22 protein-coding genes are annotated in these 19,462 nt (G+C 59.7%); 10 read left to right on the top strand and 12 right to left on the bottom strand.

All coding sequences use genetic code 11. From position 1 onward, the window contains the following. Positions 1-149: 149 nt before the first annotated feature. Positions 150-746, top strand: a complete 597-nt coding sequence (locus KVG85_RS05250) for a paraquat-inducible protein A (RefSeq protein ID WP_217863174.1) — start codon at positions 150-152, stop codon at positions 744-746. Next, complete coding sequence (locus tag KVG85_RS05245) at positions 743-1,429, top strand: paraquat-inducible protein A (protein WP_071172742.1); 687 nt, start codon at positions 743-745, stop codon at positions 1,427-1,429. The genes KVG85_RS05250 and KVG85_RS05245 overlap by 4 nt, the downstream gene beginning before the upstream one ends. Here the strand turns inward: KVG85_RS05245 and ydiJ are convergent. After that, positions 1,362-4,388 (bottom strand): D-2-hydroxyglutarate dehydrogenase YdiJ, encoded by a 3,027-nt coding sequence (gene ydiJ / locus KVG85_RS05240; protein WP_217864930.1) that lies wholly within the window; start codon positions 4,386-4,388, stop codon positions 1,362-1,364. The two genes, KVG85_RS05245 and ydiJ, sit on opposite strands and share 68 nt — an antisense overlap. A 157-nt stretch (positions 4,389-4,545) precedes the next feature. Between ydiJ and KVG85_RS05235 the strand changes: the two genes are divergently transcribed. Continuing rightward, positions 4,546-5,430 (top strand): LysR substrate-binding domain-containing protein, encoded by an 885-nt coding sequence (locus KVG85_RS05235; protein ID WP_217863173.1) that lies wholly within the window; start codon positions 4,546-4,548, stop codon positions 5,428-5,430. Positions 5,431-5,532: 102 nt separating this feature from the next. Here KVG85_RS05235 and KVG85_RS05230 read toward each other — a convergent pair whose 3' ends face one another. Beyond that, positions 5,533-6,807: a glucarate dehydratase family protein gene (locus tag KVG85_RS05230; protein WP_217863172.1), complete on the bottom strand. Its 1,275-nt coding sequence runs from the start codon at positions 6,805-6,807 to the stop codon at positions 5,533-5,535. Between the two features lie 30 nt (positions 6,808-6,837). After that, a complete protein-coding gene (locus tag KVG85_RS05225; protein ID WP_217863171.1) occupies positions 6,838-8,202 on the bottom strand; it encodes an MFS transporter in 1,365 nt (454 codons plus the stop codon). 119 nt (positions 8,203-8,321) lie between these two features. Between KVG85_RS05225 and KVG85_RS05220 the strand changes: the two genes are divergently transcribed. After that, positions 8,322-9,221: a LysR family transcriptional regulator gene (locus tag KVG85_RS05220; RefSeq protein WP_073471160.1), complete on the top strand. Its 900-nt coding sequence runs from the start codon at positions 8,322-8,324 to the stop codon at positions 9,219-9,221. A gap of 140 nt (positions 9,222-9,361) precedes the next feature. Here the strand turns inward: KVG85_RS05220 and KVG85_RS05215 are convergent, their stop codons facing one another. After that, complete coding sequence (locus KVG85_RS05215) at positions 9,362-9,967, bottom strand: DUF6338 family protein (RefSeq protein WP_217863170.1); 606 nt, start codon at positions 9,965-9,967, stop codon at positions 9,362-9,364. A gap of 187 nt (positions 9,968-10,154) precedes the next feature. Continuing rightward, entirely contained in the window at positions 10,155-10,490 is a 336-nt protein-coding gene (locus tag KVG85_RS05210) for a hypothetical protein (protein ID WP_217863169.1), read from the bottom strand. Positions 10,491-10,674: 184 nt separating this feature from the next. Here KVG85_RS05210 and KVG85_RS05205 point away from each other — a divergent pair, with 184 nt between their 5' ends. Next, positions 10,675-10,914 (top strand): hypothetical protein, encoded by a 240-nt coding sequence (locus KVG85_RS05205; protein ID WP_051600740.1) that lies wholly within the window; start codon positions 10,675-10,677, stop codon positions 10,912-10,914. A 56-nt stretch (positions 10,915-10,970) separates the two neighbouring features. Here KVG85_RS05205 and KVG85_RS05200 read toward each other — a convergent pair whose 3' ends face one another. Beyond that, the gene (locus tag KVG85_RS05200) at positions 10,971-11,168 is read right to left on the bottom strand and encodes a hypothetical protein (protein ID WP_024013234.1); all 198 of its coding nucleotides are present in this window, start codon (positions 11,166-11,168) and stop codon (positions 10,971-10,973) included. Positions 11,169-11,386: 218 nt separating this feature from the next. Between KVG85_RS05200 and KVG85_RS05195 the strand changes: the two genes are divergently transcribed. After that, entirely contained in the window at positions 11,387-11,749 is a 363-nt protein-coding gene (locus KVG85_RS05195) for an NUDIX hydrolase (RefSeq protein ID WP_051600742.1), read from the top strand. A 3-nt stretch (positions 11,750-11,752) separates the two neighbouring features. Here KVG85_RS05195 and KVG85_RS05190 read toward each other — a convergent pair whose 3' ends face one another. Continuing rightward, positions 11,753-11,995: a DUF1652 domain-containing protein gene (locus tag KVG85_RS05190; protein ID WP_217863168.1), complete on the bottom strand. Its 243-nt coding sequence runs from the start codon at positions 11,993-11,995 to the stop codon at positions 11,753-11,755. Positions 11,996-12,100: 105 nt separating this feature from the next. Beyond that, on the bottom strand, positions 12,101-13,000 hold the full coding sequence (locus KVG85_RS05185; RefSeq protein ID WP_217863167.1) for a polysaccharide deacetylase family protein: 900 nt from the start codon (positions 12,998-13,000) through the stop codon (positions 12,101-12,103). A 198-nt stretch (positions 13,001-13,198) separates the two neighbouring features. Here KVG85_RS05185 and KVG85_RS05180 point away from each other — a divergent pair, with 198 nt between their 5' ends. Together KVG85_RS05180 and KVG85_RS05175 are read left to right on the top strand one after the other, a co-directional pair. Then, entirely contained in the window at positions 13,199-13,879 is a 681-nt protein-coding gene (locus KVG85_RS05180; protein WP_217863166.1) for an SOS response-associated peptidase, read from the top strand. Between the two features lie 263 nt (positions 13,880-14,142). After that, positions 14,143-14,415, top strand: a complete 273-nt coding sequence (locus KVG85_RS05175; RefSeq protein WP_016775076.1) for a hypothetical protein — start codon at positions 14,143-14,145, stop codon at positions 14,413-14,415. Positions 14,416-14,459: 44 nt separating this feature from the next. Here the strand turns inward: KVG85_RS05175 and KVG85_RS05170 are convergent, their stop codons facing one another. Further along, entirely contained in the window at positions 14,460-14,603 is a 144-nt protein-coding gene (locus KVG85_RS05170; protein WP_024013238.1) for a hypothetical protein, read from the bottom strand. A gap of 129 nt (positions 14,604-14,732) precedes the next feature. On the opposite strand from KVG85_RS05170, the gene KVG85_RS05165 reads away from it, so the two are divergent. Further along, a complete protein-coding gene (locus KVG85_RS05165) occupies positions 14,733-15,119 on the top strand; it encodes a DUF2784 domain-containing protein (RefSeq protein ID WP_217863165.1) in 387 nt (128 codons plus the stop codon). Here the strand turns inward: KVG85_RS05165 and KVG85_RS05160 are convergent. Next, positions 15,116-15,643 (bottom strand): DUF3087 domain-containing protein, encoded by a 528-nt coding sequence (locus KVG85_RS05160; protein WP_217863164.1) that lies wholly within the window; start codon positions 15,641-15,643, stop codon positions 15,116-15,118. The two genes, KVG85_RS05165 and KVG85_RS05160, sit on opposite strands and share 4 nt — an antisense overlap. A 222-nt stretch (positions 15,644-15,865) precedes the next feature. Between KVG85_RS05160 and ppnN the strand changes: the two genes are divergently transcribed. Further along, the gene (gene ppnN / locus KVG85_RS05155; protein WP_122612505.1) at positions 15,866-17,239 is read left to right on the top strand and encodes a nucleotide 5'-monophosphate nucleosidase PpnN; all 1,374 of its coding nucleotides are present in this window, start codon (positions 15,866-15,868) and stop codon (positions 17,237-17,239) included. Between the two features lie 202 nt (positions 17,240-17,441). Here ppnN and KVG85_RS05150 read toward each other — a convergent pair whose 3' ends face one another. Together KVG85_RS05150 and KVG85_RS05145 are read right to left on the bottom strand one after the other, a co-directional pair. After that, positions 17,442-18,845 carry an FAD/NAD(P)-binding protein gene (locus KVG85_RS05150; protein ID WP_217863163.1) on the bottom strand — a complete coding sequence of 468 codons (1,404 nt, stop codon included), beginning with the start codon at positions 18,843-18,845 and terminating at the stop codon, positions 17,442-17,444. Next, positions 18,846-19,409 carry a helix-turn-helix domain-containing protein gene (locus KVG85_RS05145; protein ID WP_024013243.1) on the bottom strand — a complete coding sequence of 188 codons (564 nt, stop codon included), beginning with the start codon at positions 19,407-19,409 and terminating at the stop codon, positions 18,846-18,848. Between the last annotated feature and the right edge of the window lie 53 nt (positions 19,410-19,462).

Genomic DNA, 19,462 nt, shown 5'->3' with positions numbered 1-19,462 from the left:
GAATAACACCGGACAGCCACAACGCCGCCCGCAAATTTCACGTTACCTTATAACATCAAAAAACAAAACCCAAACATCCAGCATCGAGGTTGCCCATCAGCGCCAGCCTTCTATAGTGAACAGGTCCGCCCTGCCCTTGAGCGCTGTCCATGGTCAACACCGAACACCTGATCATCTGCGAGCATTGTGATTGCGTGTACGAGAAAGTCGTGCTCGCCAAACATCAGAAGACCCTGTGCGTGCGCTGCGGTGGCGTGCTGCAGCGCTTCAACGGCCTGACCATCGAGCAGCGTCTGGCCCTGACGTTCACGGCGGCGATGCTGTGGTTGTTTGCCAATTTCTATCCGGTGATGAGCATCAGCCTCAAAGGCATGAAAAACAGCGCGACCCTATGGGATTCGGTGCTCGCGCTGAGCCAGGGACCGATCACCTTTATCGCCATGGTCGCGGCGATTGCGATCATCATCGCCCCGGCATTCCAGTTGGTGTTGCTGGTCTGGGTGTTGAGTTTTGCCCTCGGCCTGCGCCGGGCACCGGCGTTCAATCTGTGCATGCGCTGGCTGGAAACCCTGCGCCCGTGGAGCATGCTCGAGGTGTGTCTGCTGGGGGCGATGGTCGCGGTGTTCAAACTCGCCGGCCTGCTCGATGTGCTGCCGGGGATCGGCCTGTTCGCCCTGGCGGTGCTGAGCCTGATGATGATCCGCATTGCCGGCCGTGACATCCGTGAACTCTGGGACATTTTATGAAGCGTCCACCGACCGCCAGCGAACTCAACCTGTGCCTGTGCCACAGCTGTGGCCTGGCCTGTGACATGACCGACGAGCCACACGAATGCCCACGCTGCGATGCGCCTTTGCATCGGCGCAAGACCAATTCGCTGACGCGCACCTGGGCGTACATGCTCGCCGCGCTGGCCTTTTATATTCCGGCGAACCTGCTGCCGGTGATGAATACGGTGATGCTCGGCAACGGCGCCGACAGCACGATCATGAGTGGCGTGCTGGAGTTCTGGGAGGCCGGAGCGTGGGACATTGCCCTGATCATTTTCATCGCCAGCATCGCGGTGCCGGGGGTCAAGTTCGTCGCCCTGACCTTGCTGCTGGTCACCGTACAGCGCAACAGCGATTGGGCGCGCAGGGAGCGTTCGAAGCTGTACCGCTTCGTCGAACTGATCGGCTACTGGTCGATGCTCGATGTGCTGGTGGTCGCGCTGGTCGCGGCGCTGGTGAAATTCCAGGCGCTGGGCGATATCGAGCCACGACCGGGCATCCTGTTCTTCGGCCTGGTCGTGGTGTTCACCATGCTTGCGGCGATGAGTTTCGACCCACGCCTTATCTGGGACAGGGACACCAGCGACACGGTCAGCGACGCAGCGTCTGGAGCAGCACCTGCAACGGATGGCGCAGCGCCTGATCCGACTGGCGCTTGACCTGGCTGCGGCAGGAGTAGCCGGTCGCCAACGCCTCGCCCTGCTCCGCCGGAGCCTGCACCTGACGCGCCCACGATTGCTCGTAAATGATTGCCGAGGTCTGGCGATTGCGTGCTTCGTGGCCGTAAGTACCGGACATGCCGCAGCAACCGGTAGCCTGCGTGGCCAGCTTCAGACCGGCACGTTCGAAGACCTGTTCCCACTGGCGGGTCGCGGCCGGCGCGTTGGTTTTCTCCGTGCAATGGGCGAGCAGACGGAATGCTTTGGGCTGAGCCTCAGGCGTCTGCTCCGGCATGACCTTGAGTAACCATTCCTGCACCAGCGCTACTTCTGGGCACTCATTCAGGCCCGGTACTTTCAGGTATTCCTGGCGATAGACCAGAGTCATCGCCGGATCCAGCCCCAGCAGCGGCACGCCGGTCTGCGCCAGCGCCTGCAATTGCCCGGCGTTACGCAATGCCGCTCGATTGAACGCCGAGAGAAAGCCCTGCACGTGCAGCGGTTTGCCGTTGGCGCTGAACGGCGCGAGATAGACCTGATAACCCAGGCGCGAAATCAGCTCGACCAGATCAGCCAGCAGCGGCGCTTCGAAGTAGCGGGTGAAGGCATCCTGCACGATGACCACGCTGCGTTCGCGCTGCCCTGGGGTTAGTGCCGACAGCGTTGCGACGGTTGCCGGCTGCACCTGCCAACGGCGCATCGCCGCGTGGAAATCGAAACGGCTGAGCAACGGCACATCGACCATGCCACCGATCCGCGACAGCGCACTGCGCACCCAGCCAGCGCCCATCAAACCGTTGTACAGCGCCGGAATCCGCGCCATGTACGGAACGGTGTATTCCAGCGAGGCAATCAGGTAATCCCGTGCCGGACGCAGATAACGACTGTGATACAGCTCGAGAAAACGCGAGCGGAATTCCGGCACGTTGACCTTCACCGGGCACTGCCCCGCGCAGGATTTGCAGGCCAGACAACCGGCCATGGCGTCGTACACCTCATGGGAAAAATCCGCCGATGGATCGCGACTGTTGCGCCAGCGCTGCCACAGCGAGCGGAAAAACGCCGGTTTACGGATTGCGTCCGAGAGCACATCGACGCCCGCCTCGCCCTGCAACCGCAGCCATTCGCGAATCAGCGAAGCGCGGCCCTTGGGCGACTGCGCGCGTTCGCGGGTGGCTTTCCACGACGGGCACATGGCGTCATCAGGATCGAAGTTGTAGCAGGCGCCGTTGCCATTGCAGTGCATGGCCGCGCCGTAGCTTTGCCAGACTTTTTCGTCGATCTGCCGATCCAGCTCGCCGCGCAGGGTCACTTCGTCGATCTTCAGCAGTGCCGATCCGCTGTTGGCCGGCGTGGCGATTTTGCCCGGATTGAACTGGTTGAATGGGTCGAACGCCGCTTTTAAGGCTTGCAGTGCCGGGTACAGCTCGCCGAAGAATGCCGGCGCGTACTCCGAACGCAGGCCCTTGCCATGCTCGCCCCAGAGCAGGCCGCCGTAGCGCTGGGTCAACGCCGCTACGCCATCGGACACCGGACGAACCAGCGCCGCTTGCTGCGGGTCTTTCATGTCGAGGATCGGCCGCACATGCAGTACGCCGGCGTCAACATGGCCGAACATGCCGTACTGCAAACTGTGGCTGTCGAGCAGGTCGCGCAGTTCGGCGATGTATTCGGCCAAATGCTGCGGCGGCACGGCGGTGTCTTCAACGAACGGCTGCGGGCGGGCTTCGCCGGCGACATTGCCGAGCAGGCCCACCGCCCGTTTGCGCATGCCATAGACCTTGTTCACCGCTGCCTGACCGATCGCCAGTGTATGTCCGAGGCGCTCCACGGTGCGGTCGTTTTGCAGATGTTCGAGGAACGCTTCGACGCGGCGTTGCAGATCTTCGGGATCGTCACCGCAGAACTCGACCAGATTGATGCCCAGAGTCGGCCGCTCAGGGTTTTCGGGAAAATATTCGGCAACGCCGTGCCAGACGATGTCCTGCATCGCCAACAGCAAGACTTTGGAGTCGACGGTTTCAATCGACAACGGCTTGAGCGCCATCAACGCCCGCGCATCACGCAAGGCATCCATGAACCCGGCGTAGCGGATGTTGACCAGCATCGTGTGCTTGGGAATCGGCAATACGTTCAACCGCGCTTCGACGACGAAGCCCAGCGAGCCCTCAGCGCCACAGAGCACGCTGTTGAGGTTGAAGCGCTGATCGGCCTCGCGCAGATGCGCAAGGTCATAACCGGTCAGGCAGCGGTTGAGATCGGGAAAGCGTGCTTTGATCAGCTCGCCCTGTTCATCAATGATCTGCCGCGCACAACGATAGACTTCGCCGACGCGATCATCGCGGGCGCACTGCTCTTCAAGCTCATCCTCGGCGAGCGGCAGACCGCGCAAACGCTCGCCGCCGCGCAGGATCATCTCCAGTTCCAGCACATGGTCGCGGGTCTTGCCGTAGGTGCAACTGCCCTGGCCGCTGGCGTCGGTGTTGATCATGCCGCCGACCGTGGCGCGGTTCGAGGTCGACAGTTCCGGAGCAAAGAACAGCCCTGCGGATTTCAGCGCGGCGTTGAGCTGGTCCTTGACCACCCCGGCCTGCACCCGCACCCAGCGCTGTTCAACATTGATTTCCAGAATGCGATTCATGTGCCGCGACAGGTCGACGACGATGCCGTCCGTCAGCGATTGACCGTTGGTGCCGGTGCCACCGCCACGCGGGGTGATCACCACTTTCTCGTACACCGGTTCGGCAATCAGCCGCGCCACACGTGCAACGTCTTCGGCGTCCAGCGGAAACACCGCCGCTTGCGGCAAGCGCTGATAGATCGAGTTGTCGGTCGCGAGCACCACGCGGCTGGCGTAATCAGCGCTGATTTCACCGCGAAAGCCGCTGTCTTTCAGGGCGGCGAGGAATTGTTGGTAATCGCCGGTCAGGGCTTTGGCAGGCGACAGCTGGGCAATCATCGGTCGGGTCATCTCGGTCAAATCGGGCTGTGTGGCGGTGAACAGTTGTGCGCAAGGAATGATTGCGTCAGGCTCCGCCATCTGATTGCGCCCATGTTCATTGCTGGCCAGCCATGGAACAAGCGTAATTTCGACCCGCTATCGATGAGTTTTACGAATGAATCCGCGCACCCTCACACCGTCCATGTCGCTGCTGCTGGCTTTCGAGGCCGCCGCTCGCCACGAGAGCTACACCCGCGCCGCCCATGAGCTGTCACTGACGCAGAGCGCGGTCAGTCGCCAGGTACAGATTCTCGAGAAGATGCTCGGCATGCGCTTGTTCAGCCGCGAAGGCCGGCAGGTGGTGCTGACGGATGTCGGGCGCATGTATCAGCGCGAGCTCAGCGAAGCCCTCGGACAGATTCGCAGCGCAACCTTGCAGGCGATGGCGTTTGGTTCGGGCATCCATAGCCTGCGTCTGGCGACGCTGCCGACCTTCGGTTCGAAATGGCTGCTGCCACGGTTGAAGGATTTCTACACTGCGCACCCGGGCATGACCGTGCACTTGCATTCGCGAATCGAAACCATCGATTTCGACACCAGCGAAATCGACGCCGCCATCTGTGTCGGCGGTGGAGAATGGCCAGGCCTGACCGCCCTGCCCCTGCACACCGAAGAATTGGTGGTGATTGCCAGCGCGCAGTTGTCGGCGACCGAACGCGACGAGGCCGAGCGGCACATTGCCGGGCAGTTGCTGCTCAACGTCAGCAGCAACGCCCAGGCATGGGCGGAATGGTTCAGCCATCATCAACTGCCGCATCGCAGCATGCGGATCGGGCCGAGCTTCGAAATGACCTCGCACTTGATTCAGGCAGTACGCGCCAATATCGGCGTCGGCCTGGTGCCGCGTATTCTGGTCGAGGAGGAATTGCTCAAGGGCGAATTGCTGCAACTGGGCGAGCCGATTACCAGCCGACGCAGCTATTACCTGGTGTATCCGCCGCGCAATGAGAATTTGCCTTCGTTGAAGGCGTTCAGGGATTGGCTGATTGATACCCTCTGAAGGATCGCGTCGCGGCCATTCGCGAGCAGGCTCGCTCCCACAGTTGCCATGCATTTACCTGTGGGAGCGAGCCTGCTCGCGAAGAGGCCAGTCGCAACGACCTCAAAACCTTGGTTTGACCGCCCGCCAATCCGCCTTGTACCGCTGCATCTGCCGCAAATCATCCCTCTGGCGAATCCCGCACGTCAGGTACTGGTCATGCAGCTTGGCCAGTTGCTCGTGATCCAGCTCCAACCCCAGCCCCGGCGCACGGGTGATCTTCACGCAGCCATCGACAATCGGCAGCTTGCCGCCCTTGATCACTTCCTCGTCCGGCTCTTGCCACGGATAGTGGGTGTCACAGGCGTAATCCAGATTCGGCACTGCCGCCGCAACGTGCGCCATCGCCATCAGGCTGATGCCCAGGTGCGAGTTGGAATGCATCGACACGCCGAGGCCAAACACGTCGCACATTTTCGCCAGCGTCTGCGTATCCCGCAGGCCACCCCAGTAATGGTGGTCGGCCAGGACAATCTGCACGCTGTTCTGCGCAACGCTGCGGCGGAACTCGTCGAAATCAGTGACGACCATATTGGTCGCCAGGGGCAGACCGGTGCGCTTGTGCAGTTCGGCCATGCCTTCAAGGCCCGGGGTCGGATCTTCGTAATACTGCAGGTCATCGCCGAGCAGTTCGGCCATGCGAATCGCCGTCTCCAGCGACCAGTTGCCGTTCGGGTCGATGCGCAGCGGCAATCCCGGAAAGGCTTTTTTCAGTGCCTTGATGCAAGTCACTTCATGCTCCGGCGGCAAGGTGCCGGCCTTGAGCTTGATGCTCTTGAATCCGTACGCTTCGATCATCCGCGCTGCCTGCGCGACAATCTGCTGCTCGCTCAGCGCCTCGCCCCAGTTGTCCGGTTTGTAGGGGGAGTCGATATGTTCGGCGTATTTGAAAAACAGGTAAGCGCTGAACGGCACTTCATCACGGATCGCCCCGCCGAGCAGGTCCACCAGCGGCACGTTCAGGTAGTGCGCCTGCAAATCAAGAAACGCTACTTCGAATGCCGAGTAGGCATTGCTCACCGCTTTGCTGGCGTGGGAACCGGGGGCCAGTTCGGCGCCAGCGACGCTGGCGGGTTTATTCGCCGCCACGGTGGCCTGCACGATCGCGCGCAATTGATTGAGGTTGAACGGATCGAGGCCGATCAACTGGCTCTGCAATTGTTGCTGGATCGCCAGCGCCGGGGCATCGCCGTAGCTTTCGCCGAGGCCGATGTAGCCGTTGTCACTTTCAATCTCGATGATCGAGCGCAGGGCAAAAGGTTCGTGGATGCCACTGGCGTTGAGCAGTGGCGGATCGCGAAAGGCAATCGGGGTGACGCTGACACGGGTGATTTTCAAGATAACGCTCCTGACAGATCAACAATCGATTCAGTGGCTCGCAGCCGGACGAGCCCGCGCCACAGCGGCGGCTTCGTCACTTGGCTTTGCCGGGGTTTTACCTTTGGCAGGCGCCGTGCGGGCGAAGAAGATCACCACGGCGGCGATCAGCGATGTCGCCGCCAGGCCATACAGGCCGCCCTCGATGGAGCCGGTGGTTTGTTCGAGAATGCCGAACGCGGTCGGCGCGACGAAGCCGCCAAGGTTGCCGATGGAGTTGATCAGCGCGATCACCGCCGCAGCGATGCGCGCGTCCAGATAGCTTTGCGGAATCGGCCAGAACAGCGCCGACGCTGCTTTGAAACCGATGGCGGCGAAGCAGATGGCGACGAAGGCAAACACCGGCCCGCCAGTGGTCGACATGAACATGCCGACTGCCGCGATCACCAGGGTCAGCGCGACCCAGGCCTGCTGGAATTTCCATTTGCCGGCCATCGCTGCGAAGCCATACATGGCGACAATCGAAATGATCCACGGAATCGAATTGAGCAGCCCGACCTGGAAATCTCCGAGGTTACCCATCTTCTTGATCATGCTCGGCAACCAGAACGTCGCGCCGTAAATGGTCAGGGCAATGGAAAAATAGATGAAGCAGAACAGCGCGATCTGCCGGTCAGCCAACAGCTTGAACATCGACGGCTTGGCGACTTGTACCCCTTCGCGAGCGCGCTGCTCCTCGGCAATCGCCGCGACCAGCGCGTCTCGCTCTTCCTCGCTCAGCCACTTGGCTTGACGCGGGTGCGATTGCAGCCAGAACCAGACGAAAGCACACAACACCACCGACGCTGCGCCTTCGATCAGAAACATCCACTGCCAGCCGTGCATGCCCAATCCGCTGATATGCAACAGCGCACCGGACACCGGGCCGGAAATGACCGAGGCAATCGCCGAGCCGCTGAGAAACACCGCCATGGTTTTGCCGCGCTCGGACGCTGGCAGCCATTGGGTGAAGTAGTAAATGATCCCCGGGAAGAACCCGGCCTCGGCCGCACCGAGGATAAAGCGCAGCACGTAGAAGCTCGTTTCACCTTGAACAAACGCCATGGCCATGGCTGCAGCGCCCCAGGTGAACATGATCCGCGTCAGCCAGACCCGCGCGCCGTAGCGCTGCAACAGCATGTTCGACGGCACTTCGAACAGTGCGTAACCGATGAAAAACAGCCCGGCGCCCAGTCCATAAGCCGCTGCGCCGATACCCAGATCGGTTTCCAGATGGCTGCGCACGAAACCGATGTTCACTCGGTCGATGTAGTTGACGATGAACATCACCACGAACAGCGGCAGCACGTGGCGTTTGACCTTGGCGGCGGCGCGGGCGAGCACCGTGATGTCCGGCGGACTCTGGAGGGTTTTCAAGGGGCGACTCCCGATCTTGTTTTTTTAGGGATGACTTGAAGCGATGAGCCGATCATGGACGTCGTGCATTGATCCCGTCTAATCTAAACTGGCATTCGATTGATACCCGGATTAGATCAATGTTCGAACTCACCCAACTGCGCTGCTTCACTACGGTCGCCACCGAACTCAACTTTCGCCGCGCCGCCGAGCGTCTGAACATGACCCAGCCGCCGCTGAGCCGGCAGATTCAGCTGCTGGAGCATCACCTTGGCGTCGAGTTGTTTACCCGCAGCACCCGCAGCGTTGCGCTGACGGCGGCGGGCCGGGCGTTTTTCGTTGAAGCGCAGAATCTGCTGGAGCGCGCCCAGCAAGCAGCGATCACCGCACGCCGGTTTGCGGAGGGCGACATTGGCTCGGTGAACATCGCGTTCGTCGGCAGCGCGGTATATGAATTTCTGCCCAAGGTGATCGCCGAAGCGCGACTTAAACAGCCTCAGGTGAAAATCGATCTGGCAGAGATGAACACCTATCAGCAGCACGAGGCATTGCGCGCTCGTCGTATCGACCTGGGCATCGCCCGGGCGCCATTGCAGGAACCGGGCTATGCCACCGAATGCCTGGTGCGCGAACCATTTGTGCTGGCGGTGCCGAACGGACATCGGTTGGCCAATGCAGCTGAGGTATCAGTGGCTGATCTGGATAAACAACCGTTTCTGATGTACTCCCATGAAGCCTATCCGCCGTTCAACGAACTGTTGACCGGCACGCTGCGCTCAGCGCGGGTGGCGCCGGATTACGTGCAATGGCTGGGCTCGTCGCTGACGATTCTGGCGCTGGTCAACGCTGGCATGGGTCTGGCGCTGGTACCACGTTGCGCGACCAGCGTGGTGTTCAGGAATGTGGTGTTTCGCGAGATCGATCTGGGCGAAGGGGTGCAAAGCGAACTGCATCTGATCTGGCGGGAGAACAATGACAACCCGGCGTTCGCGATGTTGCTGGAGGCGATTCGCCGGGCGGTGGTGCAGGGTTGGGGCTGAAAATTATTGTGGCAACCTGTATTTGAGCGGAGGCGGAGCGCTCGGGGCTTTGATCAACGGCTCCTCCAGCGGCTTGCCGTCAGGCCCAGTGAACAGGCGTTCGTATTGCTTTGGCATTGGTCGCGGTGCTCTTGCAGTCGTCATGATAAACCCTCTGATACCGGGCTGAATTCAACCCACTTAACTTGCGCGGAATCTATCAGCAAAATTTCGGCACCAAAAGGCGTCGACTTGCCATCGTCATTAACCCAACGTGGATTCTGCATCACGAACTGGCCGCAACTGGATTCGGACGGCCACTCGACAGGCCAGCCAAACACGCGCCTCTCGTCATGTAAATGCAGGGTTATGAACCGATCGAACTGGGCAAAAGCGCAGAACCATTCACTGGGGAAAGAAGATTGTTTCGTGACGTTTCGCTTACGTAACCAGCCGTGCAATTTGTCACTCGTAGCCAGGTAACAGGCAAACAAACCCAGCATCAGCGAAAACACAAATGCCCAGAGCGTTTGCGCCCGATCATCCCAGTTTCCTAGAGAAAAACCCTTCGAGCCAATCCACAAACAGAGGTTGCCCACCGCCAACACCGCGCCCTGAATCACAAATGTAAATATCAGCGCCTGCACGATCTGGCCGAACGTATCCGGTCGCTTGAATGCCGTAAGTGAATAGAAGATCCAGGTCGATAGAAACCCTGGGATGAGATACTGCAACAGCGGAATAATGTCCTTGACCAGATCATCCATGATCCGAGGCTCCTTTTCGTCATGCCGGTCCCGTCCCGGGCCGACATTCAAAGCCTAGTCGAGGATCCGGCAGCGCCTCGCGGGCAACTGTCACAGCTCATTGCGAGCGTTTAGCGAGAGCTCCATGCAATAAAAAAGGCAGACACCGTTAATCGGAATCTGCCTTTTTTGCGATTCGTGAGCCCGGTTACAGGCAGTCACGCACCGATTGGCGCAGCGATCCGGACTTGGCCCAAGGCGGCCCTTGGTAGAGGGACACCTTGCTGCCGTCCTTGTATTTGACGATATCGAGAATCTCATCCGCCGTGATAATGCTCGGCGCGGTGATCCGGTAGCCGTTGGAAATCGACATCTGCGACGTCCTGGCAACGTCCTTCTGCCACAACGGTAACAAACACGCGGCATATTCCTTGGGAGGCTTGTCACTGGTCTTGCTGAGGTTTGGCTCGCCCGGCACCAACGACGCCGGTAGCGAGCATCCCGTCAACAGGGCCAGGGTCAAACTGCCGATCCATACGCGCATGCTGTTTACCTGTAATGAAAAAACGTGAATGTACCGTTTAACCGCTCGCACATCCATCGTGGCACCCCGCTGCTAGCGGCGATTGGACAATTTTTCACATACGTTCAGCCGGGCGTCAGATGACCTGGCTGCATCTGCAAAAATGCGACTACTCTTTTCTACCGAGAATGTTCTGGAGGTGATCATGCGGCTCAATGAATACGAACACGAACTTCAACGGGATTTGCAAAGCGTGGCGTCGGACCTGAGGTGGTCGGCGGTCGATCTCAAGCGCATTGCTGAACAACTGCGCAAATCCGGCAATGAGGCAGACGCCCAGACCGTGTTGCGGTCTTGCGAAATCCTGCAAAACGACGAAGAGAGATTGCAGATCTATGCCAAGGAGGTAAAAGCCCGGACCATCAGCCGAATCAAGGTGCACTGACTCCTGATCCAAACAAGAAGCCCCGGTCGAAACCGGGGCTCTTTCGTTATAACGCGTCAACTCACGTTCTGGCTTTGCACCCGCTTGGCGCGTTGCTTGTAACCAGGAAGCGCCGCCGCATAGGCCATCGCCTCCTCCCTGCTGGTGAATGACGCCAACCGGTCACCCTGAGTGCAAACCCGCCATGGGCCGTTGTTCACGCTAAGCACGTCATAACCGTTCATGTGCAGCTTGTTCAGCATTGGAATGCTCATGAGCACCTCCATTCGTCAACGGTGTTTTCGGTGTACGGGCTTACCTTACACCCGCTCCCCGCTGCGGTGTAAACAGGGATTCACCCTGGCACATGTCAATTCACTGGCACTTTTTGCTACGCAAATGGCTCCGAATCAAGAGGGAACCTTTAAATCCGCCTGCGGCTCGAATATTGCAGTTTGATTACAGATTTATGACACGCATCAACAGGGCAATCATGAAAGTACGCGCTACCGTCATTTGCGAGCAGGATCGCCATATCCTCCTGGTACGCAAACCCCGCCATCACTGGTCATTGCCCGGCGGCAAGGTCGAACCCGGGGAAACCCGTGCGGCGGCAGCCGTGCGCGAGTTGCAGGAGGAAACCGGGCTCAATGCGGAGGACGTCCTGTACCTGATGGATTTTCAGGCGGGCAGTACGCGGCATCATGTGTACGAGGCTTCGGTGGTCAACCTCGACGATGTGCGCCCGCAGAACGAAATCGTCGACTGCATCTGGTACCCGCTCGATGCCGTGCACAATCTTGAAACCAATGACGCGACACGGCGCATCGTGCAGGCCTTTCAACGGCGTTTATGACAATCAGCCGGCGAAAGCCCGGCGACCGGCGCTGATTTCCGTGCGCAACTCACCAATGAAATTTGAAATATCGCGAATCGTCACCAGATGCTCGGGAGAAACGCCGTCTAGCAACAACTCGACACGCCCACTGCCCGGCTCATACACCTTGATCCGCAACAGACCTTGTCGGGTCGGTGTGCAATCACACTTGAACGTGGGGAAGCCTGACTCGACGATCCGGCAGATATCGGCAATGGCAAGCATGGACGGGCGCCTCACAGGCGGAGAATCGATCCATCGAGCATAGAACCACGGTGTGTTTATTGCCCGCTTGAGAATGCCAAGCCGGTCACAACTCACTCATGCCATTCAATGCGCGTCGTGATCCCAGATCCAGTTCCACATACCGGGCAGATTCACCGGCTCAGTGCTTTGCTGAACCGTACGCGCCAACGCGGCTTTTTCCAGTGCGGCATGATTGTCGTAGAACGGCTTGTCCGCCAGTCTGACCCCGGTCGCCGCCGCGCTATCGAGCAGAATCTGCAGATATTCGCGAGTGTGCCGCGCAGTGTAGCGATTGAGGTCATGGAACGTCACCACGACCGGAATTACGCCATCCACCATCGGCAATTGACCCACGGCGATGCGCTCGCGCACTTCCGATAACTGCCGCAGCATGTTCGCCCGACGCCGAGGGCTGGCGTTGAAGCCCCAGATCTTGCCGTCGTTGGCACTCAGGTCCGTGAGCAAGACATGCAAGCCGTGTTTTTGATAGGCCGCAAATGTGCGCTTGTCGTAGTTCCAGAACGGTGGGCGCAACAGCTTGGGCTGCGCCCCGGTGATAGCGGCGATGTCAGCGCTGCCATCGGTCAGCGATTGCTCCAGTTCCTGCGGATCGAGCGAGCGATGGTTGGTGTGCCAATGAGTCGCAGTGTGGAAAGCGAGAATATGCCCCTCGGCGTGTTCACGATGCATCAGGCTGCGACCGATCTCGCTGTCGCCTGCCCTGGGTGCTCGAGTCTGCACGAAAAACACGGCTTTGATGTCTGCCTGCAGCGGATTGCTTTTGAGGCTGTCGAGTACAGTGGCCGTGGGATTCCACCATCCTGAAGCGCTTGGGCCATCATCGAACGTCAGCAAAAAACGTACAGGGGCCTGGGCCATCAAGCGCGTTTCGGTTTGCGTGGTCATGTCGATCGGCGCGGCGATGCAACCGGCCAGACCGAGCGCGATGAGCGCAACACAAAGAAATTTGCATCCGGATGTCATGTCTTGCCCTGAGGCCGAGGCCGTCGTGTTGTCGAATGGCAAAACTCCATCGCCTTTGTCCATCCCTGCGCGGCTAACCGCGAGCGCAGGTTGGATAAGGTACACAGGGTTTGGTTCCGGTGCTGCTTTCAGTGCGTCGCCGGCCCGGCAAATTGGCAGGTCCGACTAGACTCAAATTTCCTCAAGGAGATTTCAGCCATGTGCGGAAGACTCACCCAGTACCGTGGGATTCACGATTTCGTCGCGGTCTTGAGCATCCCGGATGCGTTGATCAATCACGTTGGCGATGCGCCACTGGATCGCTACAACGCAGCGCCCAGCACTGCGCTGGCGGTTCTGCATCAGCACGAACAGGCCATTCATGCCGATAATTTGCGTTGGGGCTGGCGGCCGCATTGGGCCAAGGATCGTGCCCCACCTATCAATGCTCGGGTGGAGAAAGTCGCCCACGGCGCGTTCTTCCGGGCGATCTGGCGGCAGCGGCTGATCGTGCCGGTCGACAATTGGTTTGAATGGGTTGATACCGGGGAAAAATCCCGACAGCCCTGGTTGATTCGTCGGGGGGATCAGGCTCCGGTCTTCTGTGCCGGTATCGGCCAGTTTCCGGCACCCGGGGTTGCGCCGAGGGAGGACGACGGGTTCGTCATCATCACCGCTGACAGCTTGGGCGGCCTGCTCGATATCCACGACCGCCGCCCGGTGGTCTTCGATTCGGCGCGAGCTCGGGAGTGGCTTGATCCGGCTACGCCATTGGAACGCGCCGAGCAGATGCTGCTGTTTGAAGGCGAGCCCAGTGATGCCTTCGAATGGTACAAAGTCGGCAAAGCGGTCGGCAATACGCGTAATCAAGGTGCGCAATTGATAGAACGAGTCGACTAAATAATCCGTCCGTCCTTGCGTTAATCAACCAACGCCGCCACTGAGTCCCCTGCGTTACAAAAAGTGTTTCAACCACGATACAACGCCCGTAAAACAGCCGTTTGAGCGAATCAACCGCCTGTCAGACATTTCGACAGTCATACATACATTTTCCCGCGCTGCGGATAGCATGCGCGCCGCCTTTCCGATTGGTATACCAGTTGACCAAAGAGTCAAAGAAATCAGGAATCCATCAACAACTTTCAAGCCTTGCAGAGAAATAAGTGAGCGACGATTTTGCAATCAAACAGGTCAGCGGCCTGAAGTGTGTCCATCTGTCCAAGACAGAACGCCTGGAACTCGACTGTTTTATCGGCCATTACATCAAGACCCGAAACCTGCACAGCGTGCCCGATATCGAACGCACCCTGCGCAGCACCCTCGAGGGTTATCCCGGCCATCCGCCGGTGATGGTCAATGAGCTCAATGCGTGGATCGATCGAACGTTGGGGTATCGCGCGACCTACCCGGACTTCACGCAGCTGGCAGACCTCTGAAACGCGAAGAGCCCCGCTGCTGCGGGGCTCTTTGTATGCGCTGTTCAAGGTTTCAGCGGACGCTCCTGATCGCGGTCCGACAGCTCGCGGCTGTCATCGTGCTTCCAGGTTTTTTCCTGCCTCTTTTGCCGCTCGATTTCTTCTTCAGTTGGCTCATCATCTTCCGCACGCGTTTGCTCAGTTGCCATGTGCACCTCACCTCAAAACAGTTGATGATCGTTAAAGGGTAGAACACTTTTGCGCGCCCGGATTCACCAAGGAATTTTGTCCCGCGCGGCGTACCATACCGCCATCCACCCTTACGTCAGGAAGACGCCATGTTTTACCGAATCGCCGCCGACGGGCTGGTGCTGTTTCACTTGTGTTTCATCTTGTTCGTGCTGTTCGGCGGGCTGCTGGTGCTGCGCTGGCCACGATTGATGTGGTTGCACTTGCCGGCGGCCGCATGGGGCGTGGCGGTCGAGGTATTGCACCTGACTTGTCCGTTGACCTATTGGGAAAACCTCATGCGCCACGCGGCCGGGCAGACCGAATACGCCGGCGGCTTCATTGAGCACTACATCTGGCCGATCATCTACCCGGCCGGTCTGACGCCGCAGATTCAACTGGCCCTCGGCAGCGTGGTGCTGGCGGTCAACCTGTTGGTGTACGCACGACTGCTGCGCTCGTGGAAACTGCGCCGGGCCCGGCGTATTCCGTTTTAACTCGAGGGTGGTTTCAACGTCTCCAGCCACTGCGGATCGAAGCGTGGCTGGTCAGGATCGAGGCCCTGCGCCTGCATCCGCGCCTTGTGCTGTTCGACTTCATCACGCAGTTGTCCATGATCGCTGGAGTTGCCGTCCAGCTCATGCATTTGCAGCAATCCGAGGTGATAGAAACGCAACACCTTCATCGCCGTCGGATCGTTGTTCTGCACCGCCGCTGTCACCTGATGCATGACATTGGTGATGCTCATCAGATTTCGCTTGAGGCGCCAGCTGTACACCGCCGGGGCCATCCAGGTCTGATGCCAGAAACGCCCGCGCAACAGCGCCGCCGTCAGCAGAAACGCCACGAATACGCCGCCGACATTGAAACGCAGGTTATCCCCGTCGGGTTCACCGAACACTGCCACCGCAACCGACGAAAACAGCATGGCCAGCAGCAGAAACAGCACGGCGATGATGATCGTGCTGCGGCGGGTCTGCTGACGAAAGGTAGCGGGGTCCATCGGCTGAATCTCGAACATCGAAAATGACTTCCTTGAGTGGCAAAACGCGCAACGGAAAAAACTCGCCAGCGCATTATCGCATCGCACCGGGTTTTAGCTATGCTGGGGCTCCTTTTCATCTTTTCAAAGTCCAACGGGACATGGCGATATAACGCAGATCGTGCCATCTTCATTCATGGATACACACTATTCGGATGCCATCCGCTGCGTTGTGGATGGCATCGTTTTAAGGATCACTGCATGACCCAACGACACGTAATCAATGCCTCGGTCAGTCCGAAAGGCAGTCTGGAAACCCTTTCTCAACGTGAAGTCCAGCAACTGAGCGAAGCCGGATCCGGCAGCACCTATACCCTCTTCCGCCAGTGCGCCCTGGCCATCCTCAACACCGGCGCGCATGTCGACAATGCCAAGACCATCCTCGAAGCCTACAAGGACTTCGAAATCCGCATTCACCAACAGGATCGCGGTGTACGCCTGGAGCTGCTGAACGCTCCGGCTGACGCGTTCGTCGACGGCGAGATGATCGCCAGCACCCGCGAAATGCTCTTCAGCGCCCTGCGCGACATCGTCTACACCGAGAACGAACTCGACAGCCAGCGCATCGACCTAAGCAATTCCCAAGGCATCAGCGACTACGTGTTCCATCTGCTGCGCAACGCGCGCACCCTGCGCCCGGGCGTCGAGCCGAAAATCGTGGTGTGCTGGGGTGGCCACTCGATCAACACCGAAGAATACAAATACACCAAGAAAGTCGGCCACGAACTGGGCCTGCGCAGCCTCGACATCTGCACCGGTTGCGGCCCTGGCGTGATGAAAGGCCCGATGAAAGGCGCGACCATTGCCCATGCCAAACAGCGCATTCACGGCGGTCGCTACCTCGGCCTGACCGAGCCAGGCATCATCGCCGCCGAAGCGCCGAACCCGATCGTCAATGAGCTGGTGATCCTGCCGGACATCGAAAAGCGTCTGGAAGCCTTCGTCCGTGTCGGCCACGGCATCATCATTTTCCCGGGCGGCGCCGGTACGGCCGAAGAGTTCCTGTACCTGCTCGGCATCCTGATGCACCCGGACAACGCAGGCCTGCCCTTCCCGGTCATCCTCACCGGGCCGAAGCATGCCGCGCCGTATCTGGAACAGCTGGATGCGTTCGTCGTCGCGACCCTCGGCGAAGCAGCGAAGCAGCATTACGAGATCATCATCGATGACCCGGCCGAAGTGGCGCGGCAGATGACTCAAGGCCTGAAAGCGGTGAAGCAGTTCCGCCGGGAGCGTAACGATGCGTTCCATTTCAATTGGCTGTTGAAGATCGATGAGGGCTTCCAGCGCCCGTTCGATCCAACCCACGAAAACATGGCCAACCTGAAACTGCATCGCGACCAGCCACCGCATGAACTGGCAGCCAATCTGCGTCGGGCGTTTTCCGGGATCGTCGCCGGTAACGTCAAGGACAAAGGCATTCGCCTGATCGAAGAGCACGGGCCGTATCAGATCCGTGGTGATGCGGCGATCATGCAGCCGCTTGATGCGCTGCTAAAGGCCTTCGTCGCCCAGCACCGGATGAAGTTGCCGGGTGGCGCGGCGTATGTGCCGTGCTATCGCGTCGTCGCGTAATTTCAAGTCGTAACGCACACCCAATGTGGGAGCTGGCTTGCCAGCGATAGCGGTCTTTCATTCAACAGAGGCGTTGAATCAGATGACGCTTTCGCGAGCAAGCTCGCTCCCACAGGATTTATGGTGTGGCGCAAATTGTAGTCACAACCTAAATTCCCCCTGTGGGAGCGAGCCTGCTCGCGAAGAAGCCCGAAAGAACACATCAATCTTTCGGGCTATCCACCAACCGCCGAGCCAACGCTTTAGCCTGCGCAGCGACGTCCGTCACCGCCGTACTTTCCCACCACATCCCGCGCAACGGCGGGCCCATGGCGAACAACCGAGCGCTCACCTGCCCTTCGGCATTTACCACTGCGCCGTCCTTTGCTGTGATCCCCAGCGCCAGCGGCCCCGGCTGTACCAGCCCCCGCGCCAGCAATTGCTGCGGCAACGGTCGTGCGACTCGCCGCCAGTCGTATTCGATACCGCTGGAGTTGATCAGCGCCGCACCGCTCACTGTAGATGTTTCAGTCTCACCCCGCGGACGGATGCGAATGGCCACAGCATCGCCCGCGCCGGGCTCAATGCCCTTGAACGACGCGGCGTGAATGCGCAAGCGCCCTTGCTTGTGCAGCCGTCCGATCAACTCGGCACTCAGTGGCGGCGAACGATGGTGATGACTCTCCCACCATGGCCGTACATGCCGTACGAATTGTCGACGCTGCACGTCAGTCGCCTGACTCCACAACCGCGCGATATGCACGCGAACCGTATCCAGCGGCGCCTGCCAGTCGATGCCTTGGGCGATTGCGTCGCGACAATGTCGACGCAATTCGCGCAGCAACTGGCGGGGCGTACGAATGCTGTGATCCTGCGCCAGAAAATCCACCCAGGCCGGCGGTTGACGGCGCACGTGCGGCAGCAGGCCATGCCGGGAGAACACCTCGATCGGCCCGCGATGCCCGGCCTGCTCCAGCGATACCACGGCATCAACCATGGTCAGACCGGAGCCGATGATCAGCACGGTGGATTGCGGGTCGAGTTCGCGCATGGCCGCCACATCCCAGGGATCGAGCGCTGCGGCGTTAAGGCCACTGGACTGCGTCTGCGGCGTGCGAGCGGCGGGGAACATGCCGGTGGCCAGCACTGCCTGCGCTCCACGCAAAACCTGGCCATCGCTCAGGGTGAGCTGCATTGAGCCGGTCCCGCTTTGCAAGTCAACGGCTTCAGCACAGATGTGTTCTACGCTCGAACCTTGCAGCGCGCCCACCGCCCGGGCCTCAGCCAGACGCTGTTGCACATAGACCCCGAACAGGCCACGCGGCGGAAACAGCTCACTGACCGGCACGTCCTGCTCAGCCGATTCCGGCCAGCCGCCGCCGGCAATATGCGCGGTCAGCCACTGCGTCAGATCATCAGGATTATCCGGGTCGACGCTCATCCGCGCCGCGTTGCCGTTCAGCGTATGTCCCAACTCGACTGCGCTGTAAGCCTCGCCCCGGCCCAGTTCAGCGCGAGGCTCGATGATGAGAATCTTTCGTTGCCCCGGCAACCGGAGCAATTGCACTGCCAGCATCGTGCCACTGAGGCCGCCGCCGATGATCAGAATGTCCGCAGGCTGCTCCATTCAGATCACCACATTACGCACGAACCGCGCAGCCACATCGCCATCGTTGCGGTAGGCATGCGGTTGATTGCTGGCGAACATGAAAAACTCTCCTTTATTGATGTGCTGCGCCTGATCGCCGAGCATCAGTGTCAGGCATCCTTCAAATACGTAAATCTGCTCGCTCCAGCCATCGGCGTCCGGTTGCGACGGGTAGACCTCGCCCGGTTGCAGGCACCACTCCCATTGCTCGACTTCGCGGCTCGCGGTGGCTTTGGACAGTAGCACGGCTCTGCTGCCGGGAATCGTGCCCGCCCAGGCAACCTCATTGATCCGGCTCGGATCGCGCGCATCGTGCGCTTGGATCAGATCGCTGAAGGCAACGTCGAGCGCTTCGGCAACGCGATCAAGCGTGGTCAGGCTGACATTCTTTTCGCCTGCCTCGATTGCTACCAGCATCCGTCGGCTCACCCCGGATTTTTCCGCCAGTGCGGTCTGGCTCATATCCGCAGCATGGCGCAAGCGTCGAACGTTCTGGCTGACGTGTTGCAGAACGGAGGCTCGCTGAGTCAAATCTTTGTGCACTATATTGCTCACTCGGTGGGGTTGGGCAGTATACTGCGCAACGTTGGCGGCAT

Source organism: Pseudomonas triticicola, assembly GCF_019145375.1.
GTDB lineage: Bacteria > Pseudomonadota > Gammaproteobacteria > Pseudomonadales > Pseudomonadaceae > Aquipseudomonas > Aquipseudomonas triticicola.
This window is presented reverse-complemented; position numbering and strand designations above follow the sequence as displayed.